At 71.0% G+C, this 18,653-nt stretch carries 17 protein-coding genes and 2 tRNA genes; 13 read left to right on the forward strand and 6 right to left on the reverse strand.

What is annotated here, in order from left to right:
- Positions 1–14 precede the first annotated feature (14 nt).
- Positions 15–2,537, reverse strand: coding sequence for an aminopeptidase N (gene pepN / locus HQK15_RS15115; RefSeq protein WP_173492341.1), 2,523 nt, complete (start codon positions 2,535–2,537; stop codon positions 15–17).
- Positions 2,538–2,599: 62 nt separating this feature from the next.
- Between pepN and HQK15_RS15120 the strand changes: the two genes are divergently transcribed.
- Positions 2,600–3,238 carry a maleylpyruvate isomerase family mycothiol-dependent enzyme gene (locus HQK15_RS15120; RefSeq protein WP_173492342.1) on the forward strand — a complete coding sequence of 213 codons (639 nt, stop codon included), beginning with the start codon at positions 2,600–2,602 and terminating at the stop codon, positions 3,236–3,238.
- A 16-nt stretch (positions 3,239–3,254) separates the two neighbouring features.
- Here HQK15_RS15120 and HQK15_RS15125 read toward each other — a convergent pair whose 3' ends face one another.
- Positions 3,255–3,917 carry a class I SAM-dependent methyltransferase gene (locus HQK15_RS15125; protein ID WP_173492343.1) on the reverse strand — a complete coding sequence of 221 codons (663 nt, stop codon included), beginning with the start codon at positions 3,915–3,917 and terminating at the stop codon, positions 3,255–3,257.
- 49 nt (positions 3,918–3,966) lie between these two features.
- Between HQK15_RS15125 and HQK15_RS15130 the strand changes: the two genes are divergently transcribed.
- From HQK15_RS15130 to HQK15_RS15160, 7 genes are read left to right on the forward strand one after another with little or no spacing between them, the layout of a single operon-like run.
- A complete protein-coding gene (locus tag HQK15_RS15130; RefSeq protein ID WP_173492344.1) occupies positions 3,967–5,115 on the forward strand; it encodes a glutamate--cysteine ligase in 1,149 nt (382 codons plus the stop codon).
- Entirely contained in the window at positions 5,112–5,735 is a 624-nt protein-coding gene (locus tag HQK15_RS15135; RefSeq protein ID WP_173492345.1) for a mycothiol-dependent nitroreductase Rv2466c family protein, read from the forward strand. Before HQK15_RS15130 ends, HQK15_RS15135 begins: the two co-directional genes overlap by 4 nt.
- 15 nt (positions 5,736–5,750) lie before the next feature.
- A complete protein-coding gene (locus HQK15_RS15140; RefSeq protein ID WP_173492346.1) occupies positions 5,751–6,641 on the forward strand; it encodes an alpha/beta hydrolase in 891 nt (296 codons plus the stop codon).
- A gap of 16 nt (positions 6,642–6,657) precedes the next feature.
- The gene (locus HQK15_RS19160; RefSeq protein ID WP_173492347.1) at positions 6,658–8,196 is read left to right on the forward strand and encodes a CDP-glycerol glycerophosphotransferase family protein; all 1,539 of its coding nucleotides are present in this window, start codon (positions 6,658–6,660) and stop codon (positions 8,194–8,196) included.
- Between the two features lie 33 nt (positions 8,197–8,229).
- On the forward strand, positions 8,230–8,688 hold the full coding sequence (locus HQK15_RS15150; RefSeq protein ID WP_173492348.1) for a ribose-5-phosphate isomerase: 459 nt from the start codon (positions 8,230–8,232) through the stop codon (positions 8,686–8,688).
- Complete coding sequence (locus HQK15_RS15155; protein WP_173492349.1) at positions 8,681–9,493, forward strand: Fpg/Nei family DNA glycosylase; 813 nt, start codon at positions 8,681–8,683, stop codon at positions 9,491–9,493. Before HQK15_RS15150 ends, HQK15_RS15155 begins: the two co-directional genes overlap by 8 nt.
- A 13-nt stretch (positions 9,494–9,506) precedes the next feature.
- Positions 9,507–10,661 (forward strand): PP2C family protein-serine/threonine phosphatase, encoded by a 1,155-nt coding sequence (locus HQK15_RS15160; RefSeq protein WP_173492350.1) that lies wholly within the window; start codon positions 9,507–9,509, stop codon positions 10,659–10,661.
- Positions 10,662–10,665: 4 nt separating this feature from the next.
- Here HQK15_RS15160 and HQK15_RS15165 read toward each other — a convergent pair whose 3' ends face one another.
- The 3 genes from HQK15_RS15165 to HQK15_RS15175 form a co-directional block, all read right to left on the reverse strand.
- A complete protein-coding gene (locus HQK15_RS15165; RefSeq protein WP_173492351.1) occupies positions 10,666–11,673 on the reverse strand; it encodes a hypothetical protein in 1,008 nt (335 codons plus the stop codon).
- A gap of 215 nt (positions 11,674–11,888) precedes the next feature.
- Positions 11,889–11,962, reverse strand: a tRNA-Gly gene (locus HQK15_RS15170).
- Positions 11,963–12,026: 64 nt separating this feature from the next.
- On the reverse strand, positions 12,027–12,566 hold the full coding sequence (locus HQK15_RS15175; RefSeq protein WP_173492352.1) for a nucleoside/nucleotide kinase family protein: 540 nt from the start codon (positions 12,564–12,566) through the stop codon (positions 12,027–12,029).
- Between the two features lie 31 nt (positions 12,567–12,597).
- On the opposite strand from HQK15_RS15175, the gene HQK15_RS15180 reads away from it, so the two are divergent.
- Positions 12,598–12,671 (forward strand) — tRNA-Pro (locus HQK15_RS15180).
- 107 nt (positions 12,672–12,778) lie between these two features.
- Entirely contained in the window at positions 12,779–14,446 is a 1,668-nt protein-coding gene (locus tag HQK15_RS15185) for an alkaline phosphatase D family protein (protein ID WP_367649206.1), read from the forward strand.
- Positions 14,447–14,491: 45 nt separating this feature from the next.
- On the opposite strand, the gene HQK15_RS15190 is transcribed toward HQK15_RS15185, so the two are convergent.
- Entirely contained in the window at positions 14,492–14,920 is a 429-nt protein-coding gene (locus HQK15_RS15190) for a hypothetical protein (protein ID WP_173492354.1), read from the reverse strand.
- Positions 14,921–15,054: 134 nt separating this feature from the next.
- Here HQK15_RS15190 and HQK15_RS15195 point away from each other — a divergent pair, with 134 nt between their 5' ends.
- The 3 genes from HQK15_RS15195 (at position 15,055) to tig (ending at position 18,639) form a co-directional block, all read left to right on the forward strand.
- Positions 15,055–15,726 (forward strand): response regulator transcription factor, encoded by a 672-nt coding sequence (locus HQK15_RS15195; protein ID WP_173492355.1) that lies wholly within the window; start codon positions 15,055–15,057, stop codon positions 15,724–15,726.
- The gene (locus HQK15_RS15200; protein WP_173492356.1) at positions 15,723–17,186 is read left to right on the forward strand and encodes a sensor histidine kinase; all 1,464 of its coding nucleotides are present in this window, start codon (positions 15,723–15,725) and stop codon (positions 17,184–17,186) included. Before HQK15_RS15195 ends, HQK15_RS15200 begins: the two co-directional genes overlap by 4 nt.
- A gap of 85 nt (positions 17,187–17,271) precedes the next feature.
- A complete protein-coding gene (gene tig, locus HQK15_RS15205; RefSeq protein WP_173492357.1) occupies positions 17,272–18,639 on the forward strand; it encodes a trigger factor in 1,368 nt (455 codons plus the stop codon).
- Positions 18,640–18,653: the final 14 nt, after the last annotated feature.

Here is an 18,653-nt window from a genome sequence, read left to right on the forward strand (position 1 = left end):
TGAGCCGCGGCCCCCTACTGGAAGGCGGCCTGGGCCCGGAGCGCCCGCGCGAGGTCGTCGCGCCCCTCCGAGACGTAGCGGATCGCCGCCGGGTTGGCCGTCGTCGAGGCCAGCCACGCATCGACCTTGTCGAGCGTCGACTGCGTCGGGTTGGCCAGGGGGAACAGGTAGATCAACGCGACCTGTCCGATCCAGACGCCCATGTCGTCGATGACGGTCGTGGCCATCTCGAGGTAGCGGTCGACGAACGGCTCGAGGATGTCGGCCTGGCCCGAGACCTGGAACGCGACCGCGGTCTGGCGACGGGTCTCGTTGGGGGTCGAGGGGTCGACCGCGGCGGTGTGCCAGGCGGCCTCCTTGGCCTCGGCGAGCGGACGGATCGTCCGCGCGGCGGCTGCCCGCTCCTGGCCGGCGATCGTGTTGTCGCCCTCGAGGGTCGCGGCGATCTCGGCCTCGTCGGCCTCGCCGAGACGCGCGAGCGCGGTGACGAGCGTCCAGCGCAGGTCGGTGTCGAGCGACAGGCCCTCGAGGGAGCCGTCGAGCACCTCGCGCAGGAACGCCGGGCCGGAGGCGGCCGAGGCGTAGGCGCGGACGAGGGCGAGCTGGTGGTCGCTGCCCGGCTCCGCGGCGTCGACGAGCGTCCGCAGGCCTGCCTCCCAGCGCTCGGCGAGCGCGGGACGCGCGGCGTCGGCGGTGTAGAGGTTGACCGCGCTGTTGCCCTGACGGAGCAGCGCGCTGACGGCGGTCAGGTCGGTCTCGGACCCGACCCCGGCCAGCACGAGGGTCACGAAGTCGGCACCCGACAGCTCGGCGTCTCGGGTCATGTCCCACGCCGATCCCCAGCACAGGGCGCGGGGGAGCGAGTCCTCGAACGTCGCGATGCTGTCGACCAGGGTGGCGAACGACCGGTCGTCGAGCCGGATCTTGGCGTAGGTCAGGTCGTCGTCGTTGAGCAGGATCAGGTCGGGCTGCTGGTGGTCGAGCAGCTCGGTGATCTCGGTCGAGGCACCCCGGATGTCGGTCTCGATGCGCTCGGTGCGCACGAGCAAGCCGTCGATCCGGTCGTAGAGGCCGATCGCGATGCGGTGACGGCGCAGCGTCGGGTAAGCGTCGATCGCGGTCTGCTCGATCGAGAAGGACGTGAACGCACCGTTCTCGTCGGTCTCGAAGGACGCGCGGAGCGTGTTGACGCCGGACGTCTGCAGCCACTCCTGGGTCCAGTCGCCGAGCTCACGGCCCGAGGCCGCCTCGAGCTCGACCAGCAGGTCGGACAGCTGGGTGTTGCCGTAGGCGTGCTTGCCGAAGTAGGCCCGCAGACCCGCGAAGAAGTCCTTCTCGCCGACCCACGCGACGAGCTGCTTGAGCGCAGACGCGCCCTTGGCGTAGGTGATGCCGTCGAAGTTGGCCTCGACCGCGTGCAGGTCGTAGTTGTCGGCCGCGATCGGGTGCGTCGACGGCAGCTGGTCCTGGCGGTAGGCCCAGTTCTTGCGGGCGTTGGTGAAGCTGGTCCACGAGTCGGTGAAGCGGGTCGCGTTGGTCGACGCGTGGGAGGCGGCGAACTCGGCGAAGGACTCGTTGAGCCACAGGTCGTCCCACCACTTCATGGTCACGAGGTCGCCGAACCACATGTGCGCCATCTCGTGCAGGATCGTGTTGGCGCGGCTCTCGTAGGCGGCGACGGTCTGACGGCTGCGGAAGATCATCTCGTCGCGGAACGTCACGGCGCCGGCGTTCTCCATCGCGCCCATGTTGTACTCCGGCACGAACAGCTGGTCGTACTTGCCGAACGGGTAGCCCATCTCGAAGGCGCCCTCGAAGAACTCGAAGCCCTGCTTGGTGATGAGGAAGATGTCGTCGGCGTCGAGGAACTCGCGCACGGACTGGCGGCAGAAGATGCCGAGCGGGATCTCGTCGTACGCGCCCTGGTAGGAGTCGGTGACCGAGACGTACTCACCGGCGATCAGTGCCGTGATGTAGGTCGACATCTTCTTGGTCGGTGCGAAGTGCCAGGTCGAGGCGCCGGCGGCGGCGGCCTCGGGCTCGGGCGTGGGGGAGTTGGAGACGACGGCCCAGTGGGACGGCGCGGTCACGTGGAAGACGAAGGTGGCCTTGAGGTCGGGCTGCTCGAACGTCGCGAAGACACGGCGGGCGTCGGGCACCTCGAACTGCGTGTAGAGGTAGATCTTGCCGTCGACGGGGTCGACGAACCGGTGCAGGCCCTCGCCGGAGCGGGAGTAGGCCTGTGTCGACTCCACCACGAGGGTGTTGGACTCGGCGAGCCCCTCCAGGGGGATGCGGCTGTCGACGTAGGTCGACACGTCCACGGCGGCGCCGTTGAGCGTGATCGACGAGATCTCGCCGTCGACGAGGTCGACGAACGTCGAGGCGCCCGGCGTGGCGCCGAACGTGATCGTCGTGACCGAGCCGAAGCGCGTCTCGGAGTCGAGGGTGAGGTCGAGCTGCACGTCGTAGGTCTCGGTGGAGACGATCGCTGCGCGCTCGCTGGCTTCTTCGCGGGTGAGATTCGTACCAGGCATGGGTCCTACTCTTCCACGGTGGCTTCTGGCCGCCACTGCTGCCTCGTGGAACAATCGTCGGCATGCAGGCCGACGCGGCATGGGAGACCGTCGCCACCGAGCGACGCGCGTTCGCCGACCTGCTCGACCCCCTGAGCCCCGCGCAGTGGGAGGCCCCCAGCCTGTGCGGCGCGTGGACGGTGCGCGAGGTCGCGACGCACATGATGGTCGGCCAGACCGGCACGTTCGCCGGGTTCCTGTCGGCGATGGTGAAGGCCCGGGGGCGGTTCGACGTCGCCAACCAGGTGCTCGTCGACCGGCGCAGCTCGCGACCGACGTCTCAGATCGCCGACGACTTCCGCAGCCACGCCGAGCACCGTTTCGCACCGCCGACGATGGACTGGCATGCGCCCCTCGCCGATCTGCTCGTCCACCGCCTCGACGTGATCGTGCCGCTGGGCCTGCCGTCCGACCGGCCCCTGGACGCGTGGCCCGAGGTGCTCGGCTTCATCGTGAGCAGGAAGGCGCAGATGGGGTTCACGGCTGCCGGCCAACCGGCGCTCTCCTACCGCGCGACCGACGTCGACTGGACGCACGGTGCAGGACCGGAGGTGTCCGGCCCGGCCGAGGTCCTGGCGCTGGCCCTCACCCGCCGCGCGGCGCGGCTCGACGAGCTCGACGGCCCGGGTGCCGCAGAGCTGCGGGCGTGGACTGAGGGCTGAGGGCTGCCCCGATCGTTCAGCCGCGCGTGGCGGTGACGTAGACGATCCCGCCGGAGGGACGAAGCACGATGTCGTGCATCCCGGCCTCCTCCAGCCAGGTGACGAGGTCGGCGCGGGTGCAGCCGGGACCGAGCACGCCGATCGTGCGACCGCCGATCCAGCCCAGCCGGTGCCGCAGCCCCATGTCGGTCAGCATCGTGCTGCCCGCCAGCCGGCCGCCGGGCGCCAGCACCCGGGCGATCTCCTGGACGGCGCGCCGGGGCTGCGGGAAGCAGTGAAGGCTCGTGAAGGCGAGGACGAGGTCGAAGGCGCCGTCGTCGAACGCCAGGTCGTGCACGTCGCACTCACGCAGCTCGACGTCGACGCGCCGTCGGTGGGCCTCCCGCCGGGTTCGCTCCAGCATGGCCGGTGAGATGTCACCGGCGACGTAGCGGACGGAGCGACCCGCCGGCAGGTCACGCAGTGCCACGCCGCCCCCGCACGGGATGTCGAGCACCGCCGCACCGTCGGGCAAGGCGCCCAGCTCTGCGGCCGCCGAGCGGTGCAGCAGGCCGAGGTCGGACCCCATGCCGACCCGCCAGACCAGCCGGCCGAGACGTTCACCGCCGGAGATCCGGTCGTACACGACGGCCCACGGGTGGTCGCCCCGCCACACCTGGCTCGCATCACGTCTGGCCATCCCTGGACCGTAGCCGGTCCGGGCCCCGTCCGTCGGGCAGGATGGTGACATGTCCATCCCCTTCGCGAAGTCCGAACGCTCGACGGTCGGCATCGAGTGGGAGCTGGCGCTGGTCGACTCCGACTCCGGTGACCTGCGCCAGGTGGCACAGACCGTGCTTGACGCCGTGACGCCCGCCGGGGCCGAGCAGCATCCGCACATCCGCCAGGAGCTGCTGCTCAACACCGTCGAGGTCGTGTCGGGTGTCTGCAAGACGGTCGGCCAGGCAGGTGCCGACCTGCAGCGGGCGATCGACGAGATCCGCGAGGTCACCGACCCCCTGCGGGTCGAGCTGATGTGCGCGGGAACGCACCCGTTCGCGGCATGGACCCACCAGAAGGTGACCGACAAGGAGCGCTACGCGACCCTCATCGACCGCACGCAGTGGTGGGGCCGGCAGATGCTGATCTACGGGGTGCACGTGCACGTCGGCATCGAGGATCGCGACAAGGTGCTCCCGATCAGCCGGGCGATGCTGACCTACTACGGCCACCTGCAGGCGCTCAGCGCGTCGTCCCCGTTCTGGGGCGGCAAGGAGACCGGCTACGCGTCCAACCGGGCCCTGATGTTCCAGCAGCTGCCGACGGCGGGGCTGCCGTTCCAGTTCGAGCAGTGGAGCCAGCTCGAGGGATATGTCGACGACATGCTCCACACCGGCGTCATCGACGTCTTCGACGAGATCCGTTGGGACCTGCGGCCGTCGCCGAAGTTCGGCACACTGGAGGTGCGGGTCTGCGACGGCATCCCCACGATGTCCGAGCTCATGAGCATCTCGGCCCTCACGCACTGCCTCGTCGAGCACTTCTCGTCCGAGCTCGACGCCGGACGCGAGCTGCCGAGCGTCCCGCCGTGGTTCGCCCAGGAGAACAAGTGGCGCTCGGCGCGCTACGGCATGGACGCGATCCTCATCCTCAACCAGCACGCGGAGGAGGACCTCATCACGACCGACCTCAACCGGCTCCTGGTGACGCTGGAGCCCGTGGCCGAGCGTCTGGGATGCACCGATGAGCTGGGCGGCATCCACGACATCGTCGCCGGTGGGGCGTCCTACCAGCGCCAGCGACGGGTCGCTGCCCTCAACGCCGGCGAGCTCGACGCGGTGGTCGGATCGCTCGTGGAGGAAATGCGAGCGGGCCATCCGGTGTTGCACCCGTCATGACCTCCACAGACTCCGCCCAGACAGAGACCGTCGACTTCTGGTTCGACCCCCTGTGCCCGTTCGCCTGGATCACCTCCCGCTGGATGCTGGAGGTCGAGAAGGTCCGCCCCGTGCACACGACCTTCCACGTCATGAGCCTGTCGGTGCTCAACGCCGACAAGGACGTGCCCGAGGAGTACAAGGAGATGATCGAGCGCGGCTGGGGCCCCGTCCGCCTCGCCATCGCCATCGAGCAGCAGCACGGACAGCAGGCGCTGCGCGACTACTACACCGCGATCGGCACCAAGAAGCACAACGAGCAGCGCGAGTTCTCCGCCGAGCTCTACGCCGAGGTGCTGCAGGAGGTCGGCCTGCCCGTCGAGCTCGCTGCCGCCGCTGACGACACGTCGCTCGACGACGCGGTCCGCGCCTCGCACACCGACGGCATCGAGCGGGTCGGCGAGGAGGTCGGCACGCCGGTCATCGCGATCGGCGGCACGGCGTTCTTCGGTCCGGTCCTGCAGAGCATCCCGAAGGGTGACGTGGCCGGCGACGTGTTCGACGGAGCCCGCCTGCTCGCCGGATACCCGGACTTCTTCGAGCTCAAGCGCACGCGCAAGGGCGAGCTCGACTTCAGCTGATCGTAGGCTGGCCGGATGACCCTGCACCCGCAGTCACGCGCCTACCTCGAGATGCTCTCCTCGGGCAGCCATCCGCGGCTGCCCGAGGGGCTCGACGAGGTGCGGGAGAGTGCCCGGGCCGCCGCCCTCGTCGGCGACCGGATCGGTCTCGACTCCGTCGAGGACATCGATGTCGACGGTGTCCCGTGCCGGCTCTACCGTCCGCGGGTGGGGGCGCCGGTGGCGTTGTACGTCCACGGCGGCGGCTGGGTGCTGCACGACCTGGAGACCCACGACGCGTTCTGCCGCTACGTCGCTCACCGCACGGGATGGGCCCTGCTGGCCGTCGACTACCGGCGCGCGCCCGAGCACCGCTATCCGGCTCCGCTGGACGACGTCCAGACCGCCGCCGCGTGGCTGAGGGTGCACGCCCGCGACCACCGGGTCGACGCGTCGTTCCTGCCGGCGATCGGTGACTCCTCGGGGGCCAACCTGATCGCTGGCCTGTGCGTGCGCGACCCGTCCGCGCTCGACTTCCAGGTGCTCGTCTACCCGCCGGTCGACCGGCGGGCCGTCCTCCCGGCGGCGGAGGACAACGCCGCGCTCGACGCCGCGGGCATGGACTGGTTCTGGGACGCCTATGCCCCGGGCGATCTGGGCGACCACCCGGAGGTCTCGGTCGTCAACGCCACGAACCTCGCGGACCACCCGCCCGCCTACGTCCTGACCAACGAGCACGACGTGCTGCGCGACCAGACCGAGGCCTATGCCGCCCGGCTCGCCGAGTCCGGTGTCACCGTCGTCGCTCACCGCGCGCTGGGCATGGTGCACTCCTTCTGGCGCCAGCCCGACCTCTTCGACGCCGCCGGACAGACCGTCACCATGGTCGGCGCGCTGCTCGACGCCCGGCGGGCCGCCGCACGCTGACTGGCATACTGTCCGGGTGACCGAGGACGTGCCGGCGACCGTGCAGGCCGCCCCGAAGACTCGATTCGACCTCCAGAAGCACCATCGGCTCGTCTTCGCGCCCGCCCTCGCGGTGCTGACCGTGCTGGCGATCGTCCTGCAGCGCGACCTGCTCGCCATCGTGGTGGTTGCGGTCCTGATGCTGGGTGCGCTGGCCGATCCGATGCTGGGGGAGCGGCCGCCCTGGACGCAGGGTCTGCCGGGCGTGCCCGACGGCCCGCCTCCCGCCAGCCGCGTCCCGCCGGTGGTCTACCTCGTGTCGAGCGCGGTCGTCGTGGTGGCCACGGCGGTGCTCGTCCTGGCCGATGCGCCCGGCTGGGCGTTCGTCGTGCTCGCGGTGCTCGCAGCCCTTGCCCTGCTCGTCTCCGCCGAGAGCGCGTGGCGGTACGCCCTGCACGCGCGTCGGGTGCGACGCGGCCTCCGGGCCTACACGCCGACGACCGCGATGGGCTATGCCGGCCGCTCCGGCGGGCCGTGGCAGCTGCGCATGTGGGAGCCCTACGTGCTGCGGTCGGGCGAGCGCAACGTGGTGATCAACCTGCACGAGAAGTACGCCCGGATGATCCTCAAGGACGCGGGCCTGACCTCGCCCTACGTGCAGCTCGGCTCCCGGGGCTTCAAGGACCTCGACGACGTGCTCGTCCCGTCGTTGAAGGCGGTGTTCTACGTCCAGAACGCCCGGGCCAACGCGGGGTTCATGGAGCACACCCGGCTGACCCACGTGTGGCTCAACCACGGCGACTCCGACAAGCCCGCCAACTTCAACCCGCGCCACGCGCTCTACGACGTGCTCGTGGTCTGCGGCCAGGCCGGCATCGACCGCTACGCCAAGCACGGCATCCACGTCGACCCCGAGAAGTTCGTGATCCTGGGTCGTCCACAGGCCTCCGGCGTCAAGCCCGCCTACGGCCGGATCGCCGACAAGGACCCGAAGGTCGTCCTCTACGCGCCCACGTGGCAGGGGCTCGAGGATGCGGTCAACTTCTCGTCGCTCGAGCGTGGCCCCGAGATCGTCCGGGCCCTGATCGAGCGCGACGTGACGGTCGTCTTCCGTCCGCACCCGCTGAGCTATCGCTGGCGGATCCGACGGGCGGTCGTGCAGGAGATCCGCGAGATCCTCCAGCAGGACAAGGCGACCTCCGACCGCAAGCACCTGTGGGGCCGCACGGTCGACAAGAAGTGGACCGTCGCCAACTGCGCCAACCGCTCGCACGCGCTGATCTCCGACGTCTCGAGCGTCGTCTCGGACTTCCTGCAGTCGCAGAAGCCCTACGCCATGACGAGCATGCGGGCCTCGGTCGACGACTTTCGCGCCGAGTTCTCCGTCGCCGAGACGGGCTACGTCCTGCTGGGTGACCTCTCCAACCTCGACGAGGTGCTCGACGACCTGCTGGTCGCCGACCCGCTCGCCGCGGCGCGGGCCGAGCGCAAGCGCTACGTGCTCGGAGACTTCGTGGGCGAGGAGTCGGCCGATGCGTTCGCCGACTTCGTGAAGGGCCTCGTCCGAGGCAGTTGACGGCCGGTCGAGGCGGGCTGGGAGACTTCCTCCATGCGCGTCCACATCGCCGCCGACCACGCCGGCTTCGAGCTCAAGTCCCACCTCATCTCCTGGCTGTCGGCCCACGGGTACGAGCCCGTCGACCACGGGGCCCACGCCTACGACGCCGAGGACGACTACCCGCCGTTCTGCATCGACGCCGCCGCTGCAGCGGTCGCCGAGCCGGGATCGCTCGCGATCGTCATCGGTGGCTCCGGCAACGGCGAGCAGATCGCCGCCAACAAGGTCAAGGGCGCACGCGCGGCCCTGGCCTGGAGCACCGAGACCGCGTCGCTCGCTCGCCAGCACAACAACGCGCAGGTCGTCGCGGTCGGTGCGCGCATGCACACCGAGGACGAGGCCACCGCGATCGTCGAGGCGTTCCTGACGACGCCGTGGAGCGAGGCCGCACGGCACCAGCGCCGCATCGACATGCTGCTGTCGTACGAGGAGACCGGCGAGCTTGCCTGAGGGGCACACCCTCCATCGCCTCGCCGACGACCTGACCCGCACCTACGCGGGGCGGCGCGTGTCGACGTCCAGCCCCCAGGGGCGGTTCGCCGCCGAGGCCGCTCGGCTCGACGGTCAGGTGATGCTGGGGGCGGAGGCGTACGGCAAGCACGTGTTCGTGTCGTTCGACGGCACTCCGGAGCAGGTCCACGTCCACCTGGGGCTCTACGGCACGTTCGTGATCTCGCCGGGCACGGGCCTGCCGGTCGTCGGCCAGGTGCGGTGGCGGATCGAGTCGGGGGCGACGGCCGACCTGCGGGGGCCCAACGCCTGCGAGCTGCTCTCGCCGCCCGAGGTCGATCTCATCCTCGCCCGGCTGGGTCCCGACCCGCTGCGTGACGACGCCGACCCCGACCGGGCGTGGCACCGCATCCACCGGTCGGACGTGTCGATCGCGGCGCTGCTGATGGACCAGAAGGTGCTCGCCGGCGTCGGCAACGTCTATCGCGCCGAGGTGCTCTTTCGTCAGCGCGTCGCTCCCATGACAGCGGGTCGTCGCGTCCCGCGCGTGCGGTGGGACGCGATGTGGTCCGACCTCGTCGACCTCATGCGGGTCGGCGTCGAGCGTGGTCGCATCGACACGGTCAGGGCCGAGCACGAGCCCGAGGCGATGGGTCGCGAGCCGCGAGCCGACGACCACGGGGGAGAGGTCTACGTCTATCGCCGCGACGGACAGGCCTGCCTCGTCTGCGACACGCCGATCCGGCGCCGTGTGCTGGCCGGAAGAAACCTCTTTTGGTGTCCGACCTGTCAGCATCGTCGATAGGGTCGACGATGTGATGAGCAGCATTCGTCGGGCCCTGCCGACCCTGGCCGGCTACCTCGACGAGCGCATCGTGCGGTGGCGCACCGGCACGTCGGAGGGGCAGGTCGCCGTGCTCACCGCCCTGATCGCCATGTCGGGGGCGATCCTCGTCGGCTCCCTCGTCAGCTACAACACCTTTCCCGCCGCGACCTTCGTCATCCCGATGCTGCTGGGCACCATGGCCCTGCGCTACCGGCCGCTGCTGACGCTCGTCCTGGTGATCTTCGCCTTCATCGCGATCACGGTCACGCGGCAGTACGTCATCGCCGTGGGCAACGACCTGCCCGGCATCACGTCGGGGCGGATCAGCACGCTGGTCGTCATGGCGATCGTGGCCGCGATCGTCCTCTACGAGTCCAGCCGCCACCGCAGCGGGCTGCCCGGTCCGCTCGGCGAGGCGATGCTGGTCGACCTGCGCGACAAACTGCAGGCCCAGGGCGTCGTCCCACCCCTGCCGCAGGGGTGGGCGTCGCAGTCGGCGATGCTCTCGGCGGGCGGCGCGAAGTTCGCCGGCGACTTCCTCGTCGCCAACCTGTCCGACGACGAGACCACGCTGGAGATGGTGCTGGTCGACGTGTGCGGCAAGGGCCTCGCTGCCGGCACCCAGTCGCTGCAGTTCGCCGGCGCCCTCGGCGGCCTGATCGGCGCCCTGCCTCCGCTGGGGCTGTTCTCCGCCGGCAACGACTTCCTGCTGCGGCAGAGCTGGGACGAGGGGTTCGCGACGGCCGTCCACGTCCTGGTCGACCTCTCGACGGGCTGCTACTCGATCATCAACGCCGGGCACCCGCCCGCGCTGCGCTGGGTCGCCGCGCACGACGAGTGGGAGATCGACGGGGCGCGCGGCACGGCGCTCGGCATCACGAAGCGGCCCGACTTCCACCAGACGACCGGACGGCTCGAGGTCGGCGACGCGCTGATGTTCTACACCGACGGCGTCGTCGAGACCCGCACGCAGGACTTCACGAGCGGCATCGAGTGGCTGCGCACCGCGGCCAGGACCGTGGTCTCGACCGGCTTCGACCAGGCGCCGCGCCGCATCCTCAAGCTCGTCACGTCCGGCGACGACGACCGGGCCGTCCTGATCCTCAGCCGTCCCGGCGCCACTGCCTCGGACTCCCTCCCGGCCTGAGGCGTCACCAGACTGATCGGGGACCGACCAGGTCGGCCTCGATCGCCAGGGCCCTGATGTCGCTCAGGATCCGGCGGCGTCCTGCCAGGGTCGGCTCGGCGACGAGGTCGTCGAAGCGCAGGGGGATCGTCGTCATCGCCGTGCGCTGCCAGCGTGTCACGAGCGGAGTGGCGAGGCCGGGCACGATCTGCTCGAGCCGGCTGACCAGGAGCCGGTCGGGCTCGTCGGTGCGGGTCAGGTCGGTGAGCCCCAGCCGGGAGCGGACGTCCGAGACGGCGGTCTCGGCGACGCTCGGCAGGATGAACTCGCGACGGGTCTCGAGCACGAGGAAGCCGAGGTCGTGGCCCATCGCGAGCAGCTGCGGATGGGCTCGCCGGCACACGAACATGGGCACCATGGGCACCTGGCTCTCGGTGACCTGGATGCGGGTGGCCTTGAGCAGCAGCTGGTAGAGGCCACGGGTGTGCGTCATGAGCCACTCGCGGGTGTTGCGGATCTCGATCGGCATGAGGATCGCCGGACCCGGCAGCCCGTCCGGACCGGTCGTCACGTAGATGACGACGTCGCTGGGCGGTGCCTGACCGATCCGGTAGCCCGAGCGGGCCGCGACCTGGAACGAGGCATGGACGACCTGCTCCGCGGCGCTGGTGAGGGGACTGTCGGGCCCGTCCGTCCACGACAGGTAGCGGGCGAGCAGGTCGCGCTTGTGCTCGAGCACCGCGTCGCGGCGCTCGACGTCGTGGGGCTCGGGAGACGTGAACAGCGGCAGGTCCCGGCTGTTGTGGGGCACCCTGCCGTGGCTGCGTCGGATCTGCCCGGACGCCTCGAGGTCGTCGCGCGCGAGGCGGACGTCCATGGGGTCCAGCCGTGCGGGGAGGCCGGGTTGCTGGTGCTCGCAGAGCCGCGTCTCGATCTCCTGGGCCGTGACGGCCAGCTCGCGATCGACCAGCGCGAGGATCGCCCGCCGGGCCAGGGCGACCTGGTCCTTCGTGGCCGAGTCCACCGCTGTCATGCCGCCATTGTCCCGGAGGCGCGGTTCACGCGAGCCGTACGGGGCAGAAAACGCGAAGGGCCCCTCACCGAGGGGCCCTTGCAGGGGAGCGGACGACGATCCCTCGTCGGCGCCTGCGGCGCGGGGGTGGGGCCCAGGAGTCTCGCCGTCCGCTCGTTGCTCCGTGCGGGGGTGGAAAGCGCGAAGGGCCCCTCACGGAGGGGCCCTTGCAGGGGAGCGGACGACGAGACTCGAACTCGCAACATTCTGCTTGGAAGGCAGAGACTCTAGCCAATTGAGTTACGTCCGCAGTGCTGCCGGAGCAGCGCCACCATGATGCCACAAGCGTGCACCGGAGCGTGAACCGGTCGGTCTCAGGTGGTGATGACGACGTCGGCGTGGCTGCGGGTGTGCTCGACGGCCAGCAGACGGTCCTCCTGGGCGGCCCACCGGTTCCAGTGCGGTGCGTACGTCTCGCCGTCGCGGGCGAGCGCGCGAGCCTTGCGGACGGCGGCGGGTGCGTCGAGCCAGATCAGCAGGCTGAGGTAGGGCCGGATGGTCGCGGCCCCGCTGCCGACCCCGTCGAGGAGGAGCAGGGGAGCAGGAGGGACCCGCAGCTCCGAGACCGGTTCGTCGCGCACCCAGCTCCACCGGGGGACGCGGCCGACGTCGCCGACCGCGACGCTGCTCAGCGCATCGGCGATCATCGGCGGGGTGGCGGCCAGCCCGTCCCAGCCCGGATAGACGTCGTCGAGGTGGAGCACCGTCGCCCCGGTGGCCTCGGCGAGGCCGGCGGTGAACCGGGTCTTGCCCGCTCCGCTGCGTCCGTCGACCGCGAGGACCTTCGTCGTTCCGCACGCCGGCTGGCGCCCGTCGACGAGTCGGACGAGCGCGTCGTACCGCGGGGAGGTCACCGACCCAGTGTCCACTAGACTGACGCGGCTACGGGATGTAGCGCAGCTTGGTAGCGCGCGCCGTTTGGGGCGGTGAGGTCGCAGGTTCGAATCCTGTCATCCCGACACAGGTGGAGCTCCCGCGCGCCCGATCCCGAACGGACGCGCACCGGCCGGTCGACGTTCACCCTCACCTCGAGGTCCGTACGCGTCGACCTGCGGCAATGAGGTACGTGAGCAGCGCAGCAGCTGACGTACTGGACCGCCGCAAGTTCCTGGCGGGGGGTGTGGGCATCGCCGCGGGCCTGGGTGTCCTCGGACCCGCCGCGTTCCCCACCTCGGCCCCCGCCGCCGTGCCGACCGGCTTCGGTCACGGCGTCGCGTCGGGCGATCCGCTGCCCGACGCCGTCGTGCTCTGGACCCGTGTCACCCCGACCGACGACGCGGTGCCCGGCTCGGGTCGTGGGCCGCGGGTCGACGTCACGTGGGAGGTCGCCCGCGACGCCGACTTCGTCGACGTGGTCCGGCGCGGCGTCGTCCGGACCGGCCCCGCCCGTGACCACACGGTCAAGGTCGACGCGACCGGGCTCGAGCCGGCCACCGACTACCACTACCGGTTCCTGCTGGACGAGCTCACGTCGCGGACCGGCCGCGCCCGCACCGCCCCGTCCCCGTCCAGCTCGCCCGAGCGGCTGCGGTTCGGCGTGGTGTCGTGCGCCAACTGGCAGGCCGGCTGGTTCACCTCCTACCGCCATCTCGCGGACCGGGGCGACCTCGACGCGGTCATCCACCTGGGCGACTACTTCTACGAGTACCAGCCGGGCAAGTACTCCTTCGGGCACCGCAACGTCGACGTGCGCACCCACGACCCCCTCCACGAGACCGTGACGCTGAGCGACTACCGCCGCCGGCACGCGCAGTACAAGACCGACCCCGACCTGCAGCAGCTGCACGCGGCCGTTCCGTTCATCGTGACGTGGGACGACCACGAGGTCGCCGACGGCAACTGGACCGGCGGGGCGTTCGAGCACCAGCCCGACGCGGAAGGGCCGTGGAAGCGGCGCGTGCGCGCGGCCCATCGCGCGTACGACGAGTGGATGCCGGTGAGGATCTCGGGCACGGCGGTCGTGGGTGACGGGGACCGGATCTACCGACGTCTGCAGTTCGGGCAGCTGGCCGACCTGTCGATGCTCGACCTGCGCAGCTATCGCAGCGAACGGGTCGACCCGGGTGATCCTGCGATCGACGACGTCGGCCGGACGATCACCGGAGGCGCCCAGCTGGCCTGGCTGGGCGGCAACCTGGCGACGTCGCCCTGTCGCTGGAAGCTGATCGGCAACCCGGTGATGATGTCGCCGCTGATGCTCCCGCCGCGCCCGAAGCTCGAGGAGTTCGCCCTCGCCCAGAACGTCACCTTCACGCCGTTGAAGTCGGCCGAGCCCAACACCGACGGCTGGGACGGCTATGCGTTGGACCGACGACGGCTGCTCGAACGGATGGAGGCGGACGGGGTCACCGACACGGTGTTCCTGACCGGCGACGTCCACTCGGCGTGGGCCATCGACCTGCCGTCGCCGACGACCGGGATGCCGCTGGCCACCGAGCTCGTCTGCCCGTCCCTGACGAGCAACAACGTCGACGACTTCATCGGAGCGGCGCCGCGGACGGTGTCGCTGAGCCTGGAGGCGGCGATCCAGGAGCGCAATCCGCACGTGCGCTGGGTCGACCTGGACGATCACGGCTTCACGGTGCTGCAGGTGACGGCCGAACGGGTGCAGATGGACTGGTACGCGATCAGCGACCGCCGTGACCCCGCGGCGACGTGCAACACACTGACGTCGTGGACCGTCGCTGCCGGGGACCCACGCCTGCGGCCGGTGCAGCACCCCGTGCAGGCCTGAGCACGCCGGGGCCGTCGCACGAGCGTGCGGCGGCCCCGTGCGGGGCTACTCGGCTGACTTCTCCTGAGGCGCCGGACGCTCGGCGCCGCCACGGGGGCCGGCCGGCTTGTCGCCGTCCTTCGCGCCGGGACGCTGGCCGTCGTGTCCCTGACCAGCCGCGCCGCCCTTGCCCGGCTTTTCGGGCTTGTCGACCTTGTCGCCGTCGCACTCGCCCCGCGCGGCGCCGTCGGCGTCCGGACGCTCGCTCCCGCGGTCGGCCCGGGGGCTGCCGGGTGCGGTCTTCTCGCCCTGCGGCGTCTCGTACGTCGAGGAGCCCGAGCCCGAGCCGGAGCCGGAGTCCGATGACCCGGCCACGGCCGCGCTGACGCCGAGGGCGGAGATGCCTACGGCCGCCGCCGCGGCGATCAGCAGCACGGTGCGGCGCGGGCGGGGGGCCGCCGGGGTCGCGGCGAGCGGAGTGGTGTCGTCGTTCATGGTGTCCTTCCCGAGGCACCACGGTGGTGCCTCGACCTTCACGATGCGGAGCCAGGCTGAAGCCGCCCTGAAGCACAGGCCCACGACAGGTCTTCTTCAGCCAGGCTTCAGCGCCGCCTGCGCACCATGGCGTCATGACCAATCCCGCACGCGTCCTCGTGGTCGAGGACGACGACGCCATCCGCGCCTCTCTCGTGGCCGCGGTCGAGTCCCGGGGGTGGACCGCGACCTCCGCGCCCGACGGACGCGACCTCGAGGCGCTGCTCGACACGTTCCGTCCTGACCTGGTCGTCCTCGACTGGATGCTGCCGGGCAGGTCGGGCATCGACCTGGCCCGGGTGGTCACGACGCACGGCGACGCCGGGATGATCCTGCTGACGGCCCGTGACGGCGTCGACGACAAGCTGCGCGGCTTCGGGGTCGGTGTCGACGACTACCTGGCCAAGCCTTTCGTGATGGCCGAGCTGGTGGCGCGGATGACGGCGATCCTGCGCCGGCGCGGACGCGCGCCCGGTGTCGTGGAGATCGGCGACCTCCTGGTCGACCTGGAGGCCGGAGCGGTCGTGCGCGGGGGGACGCCGGTCGTCCTCACCGGCACCGAGCTGCGGCTGCTCGGCTTCTTGGTGGGTGAGCGCGGGCGGACGCTGTCGAAGACACAGATCCTCACCCAGGTCTGGGGCTACGACAACTACGACCCCAACCTCGTCGAGGTCCACGTCAGCTCGTTGCGGCGCAAGCTCGAGGAGCACGGGCCACGGGTCATCCAGACGGTGCGCGGCATCGGCTACGTCGTGCGAGCCGCATGAGGCTGCGCCGACGGACGTCGTCTCCGCGGCGCCAGCGCACGCGGTCGTTGCGGACCCGCACCGTCGCCTCGGTGCTGGTCGCGCTGACGGGGCTCCTGGTCGTGCTCGGGGTCAGCGTCGACGCGGCGCTCGGGTCGCGGCTGCGCGGCGAGATCGAGCAGCGCCTGCAGGACCGCATCGAGACCGCGCAGGCGCTGAGCGGGTCGGTCACCGACCAGGAGCTCGTCGACCGGTTGTCGGGCCAGGGGGTGTCAGCGTTCATCCGCACGAGCGCCGGCGAGGTCTTCACGTCGGGGCCGTCGCCCGAGGAGATCACGGCAGACGCCGGCGGGGCGAGTCGCAGGCCGCCGCCGGGCCGCGGCGGCAACCCGCCGGGGGAGAGGACGCAGCCGAGCGGCCAGGTCGAGGAGCTCGGCACGGCCCTGACCCTGGACGGCGAGCTGGACGACGGCTCGATCGTCCGGGTCGCGGCCGACTCCAGCCAGGTCGAGACGACCCTGGCCGAGCTGCGGCTGATCCTGGTCGTGGCGTCTGCCGTGACCCTGCTGCTGGCCGCGCTGGTGCTGCTGGTCGTGGTGCGCCGGGCGCTCGCGCCGCTCGACCACATGACGCGGGTCGCGCGCTCGATCACGTCCGGTGACCGGGGACGGCGCCTGCGGCCCGACCGGCCCCACACCGACATCGGTCGTACCGCGAGTGCGTTCGACGCGATGCTCGACGAGGTGGAAGGCGCCGAGCGTGCGGCGCTGCAGGCCGAGCAGCGGCTGCGTGACTTCTTGTCGGACGCCGCCCACGAGCTCAGGACACCGGTGGCCGGCATGCAGGCGGCCGCCGAGAGCCTGCTGCGCAACCAGTCGACGCGGGCCGGACGCGAGGAGCTCGCGGTGCACGTCGTCCGCGAAGCCCGCCACGCGGCGCGCCTCGTCGACGACATGCTGCTGATGTCGCGCGTCGACCAGGGGCTCGACCTGGTGCGCAGGCCCGTCGACCTCGCCGATGCGGCCCGTGCGGCCGCCGAGCGCCCGTTGCTGGGCGATGCGACAGCCGTGACGGTGAGGTCCGACGGCGACGTGACCGTCCTCGCCGATCCCGACCGGGTCGCGCAGGTGCTCGGCAACCTGCTGGCCAACGCCGAACGGGTCGCCGACCACGTGGAGATCGCGGTGGTCCGCCACGGCGACCAGGTGGTCGTCGACGTCACGGACGACGGCCCCGGGGTCGCGCCGCAGGACCGTGAGCGGATCTTCGAGCGCATGGTCCGCCTCGACCATGGCCGTGACCGCCACGCCGGGGGAGTCGGTCTCGGGCTGCCGGTGGCCCGGGGCATCGCGCGGGCGCACGGAGGTGATCTGACGTGCGTGGAGTCGACGGGAGGAGCGCGATTCCGGCTGGTCCTGCCGGCACTGACGGCGCCCGTGCCGGCAGTCGGTGGCGCATTCCCGGTCATTTCCCGGTCATGAGAGACTGAAGGGACGCTTTGACGGCCGCCCACGGCCGCAGCGGGTCAGACGACCCCCCACCCGAGATCAAGCAGGAGTCAAACACGTGAAGAGCACCACCGAGACACTGAGCCCGACACGGGTCAAGCTCACCATCGAGGTGCCGTTCGAGGAGTTCAAGCCCAGTCTTGATGCTGCCTACAAGACCATCGGCTCGCAGATCACCATCCCCGGCTTCCGCAAGGGCAAGGTCCCCGCGGCGATCGTCGACCAGCGCGTCGGCCGTGGCGCCGTCCTCGACCAGGCCCTCAACGACGCACTGCCGGGCTGGTACAGCCAGGCCATCCAGGACACCAACCTGCAGCCGCTGAGCCAGCCGGAGATCGACCTGTCCACGTTCGAGGACGGCCAGCCGATCGAGGTCACCGCCGAGCTCGACGTCCGCCCCGAGCTGACGCTCCCCGACGTGTCGACCATCGAGGTCACGGTCGAGGACGCCACCGTCGCCGACGCCGACGTCGACGAGCAGCTCACCGCGCTGCAGGAGCGTTTCGCGACGTTCGCCGAGGTCGACCGCGCGGTCGCCGACGGTGACTTCCTGACGATCGACCTGTCCGCCGCGCAGAACGGCGAGGAGATCCCCGAGGCGCAGGCCGCGGGCATGCCCTACTCGGTCGGCAAGGCCACGATGCTCGACGGCCTCGACGAGGCCGTCATCGGCCTGTCGGCCGGCGAGTCCAAGACCTTCACGACCCAGCTCGTCGGCGGAGACCTCGCCGGGCAGGACGTCGACGTGACCGTCACGGTCAAGGACGTCAAGGAGCAGCAGCTCCCCGAGCTCGACGAGGAGTTCGCCCAGACCGCGTCGGAGTTCGACACGATCGAGGAGCTCCGCGCCGATCTGACCGAGCGCGTCACCCGCGGCAAGCGCATGGAGCAGGCCAACGAGGCCCGTGACCTGGTGCTCGACGAGATCGTCAGCGCGATCGACGCGCCGCTGCCCGAGGACCTCGTCACCGAGGAGATCTCGAGCCGTCGTCAGCAGATCGAGCAGCAGCTCGCCATGGCCGGCGTCTCGTTCGAGCAGTACCTCGACGACGAGGAGCAGACCGTCGACGAGTTCGAGGCCGAGCTCGAGAAGCGCGTCCGCGACTCGCTGATCGCGCAGTTCGTGCTCGACCAGGTCGTCGCCGACGAGGAGTTCGGCATCGACGACAACGAGCTCTCGCAGCACATCATGCGCCGCGCTCAGCAGTCGGGCGAGGACCCGAACTCCTACATCCAGCACATCATGGAGCACAACCACGTGCCCGAGATGGTCAGCGAGGTTCTGCGCGGCAAGGCGCTGGCGTCGCTGGTCGAGGGTGCGAAGGTCAGCGACAAGTCGGGCAACGTCGTCGAGCTCTCCAAGCTGCGCGCCGACGGCTCGATCGCCGAGGACACCGACGACGCCGAGGCGTCCGACGAGGCCTGAGCCTCGTCCCGCAC

Origin of the sequence: Aeromicrobium stalagmiti (assembly GCF_013283745.1) — a bacterium.
Classification (GTDB): Bacteria; Actinomycetota; Actinomycetes; order Propionibacteriales; family Nocardioidaceae; genus Aeromicrobium; species Aeromicrobium stalagmiti.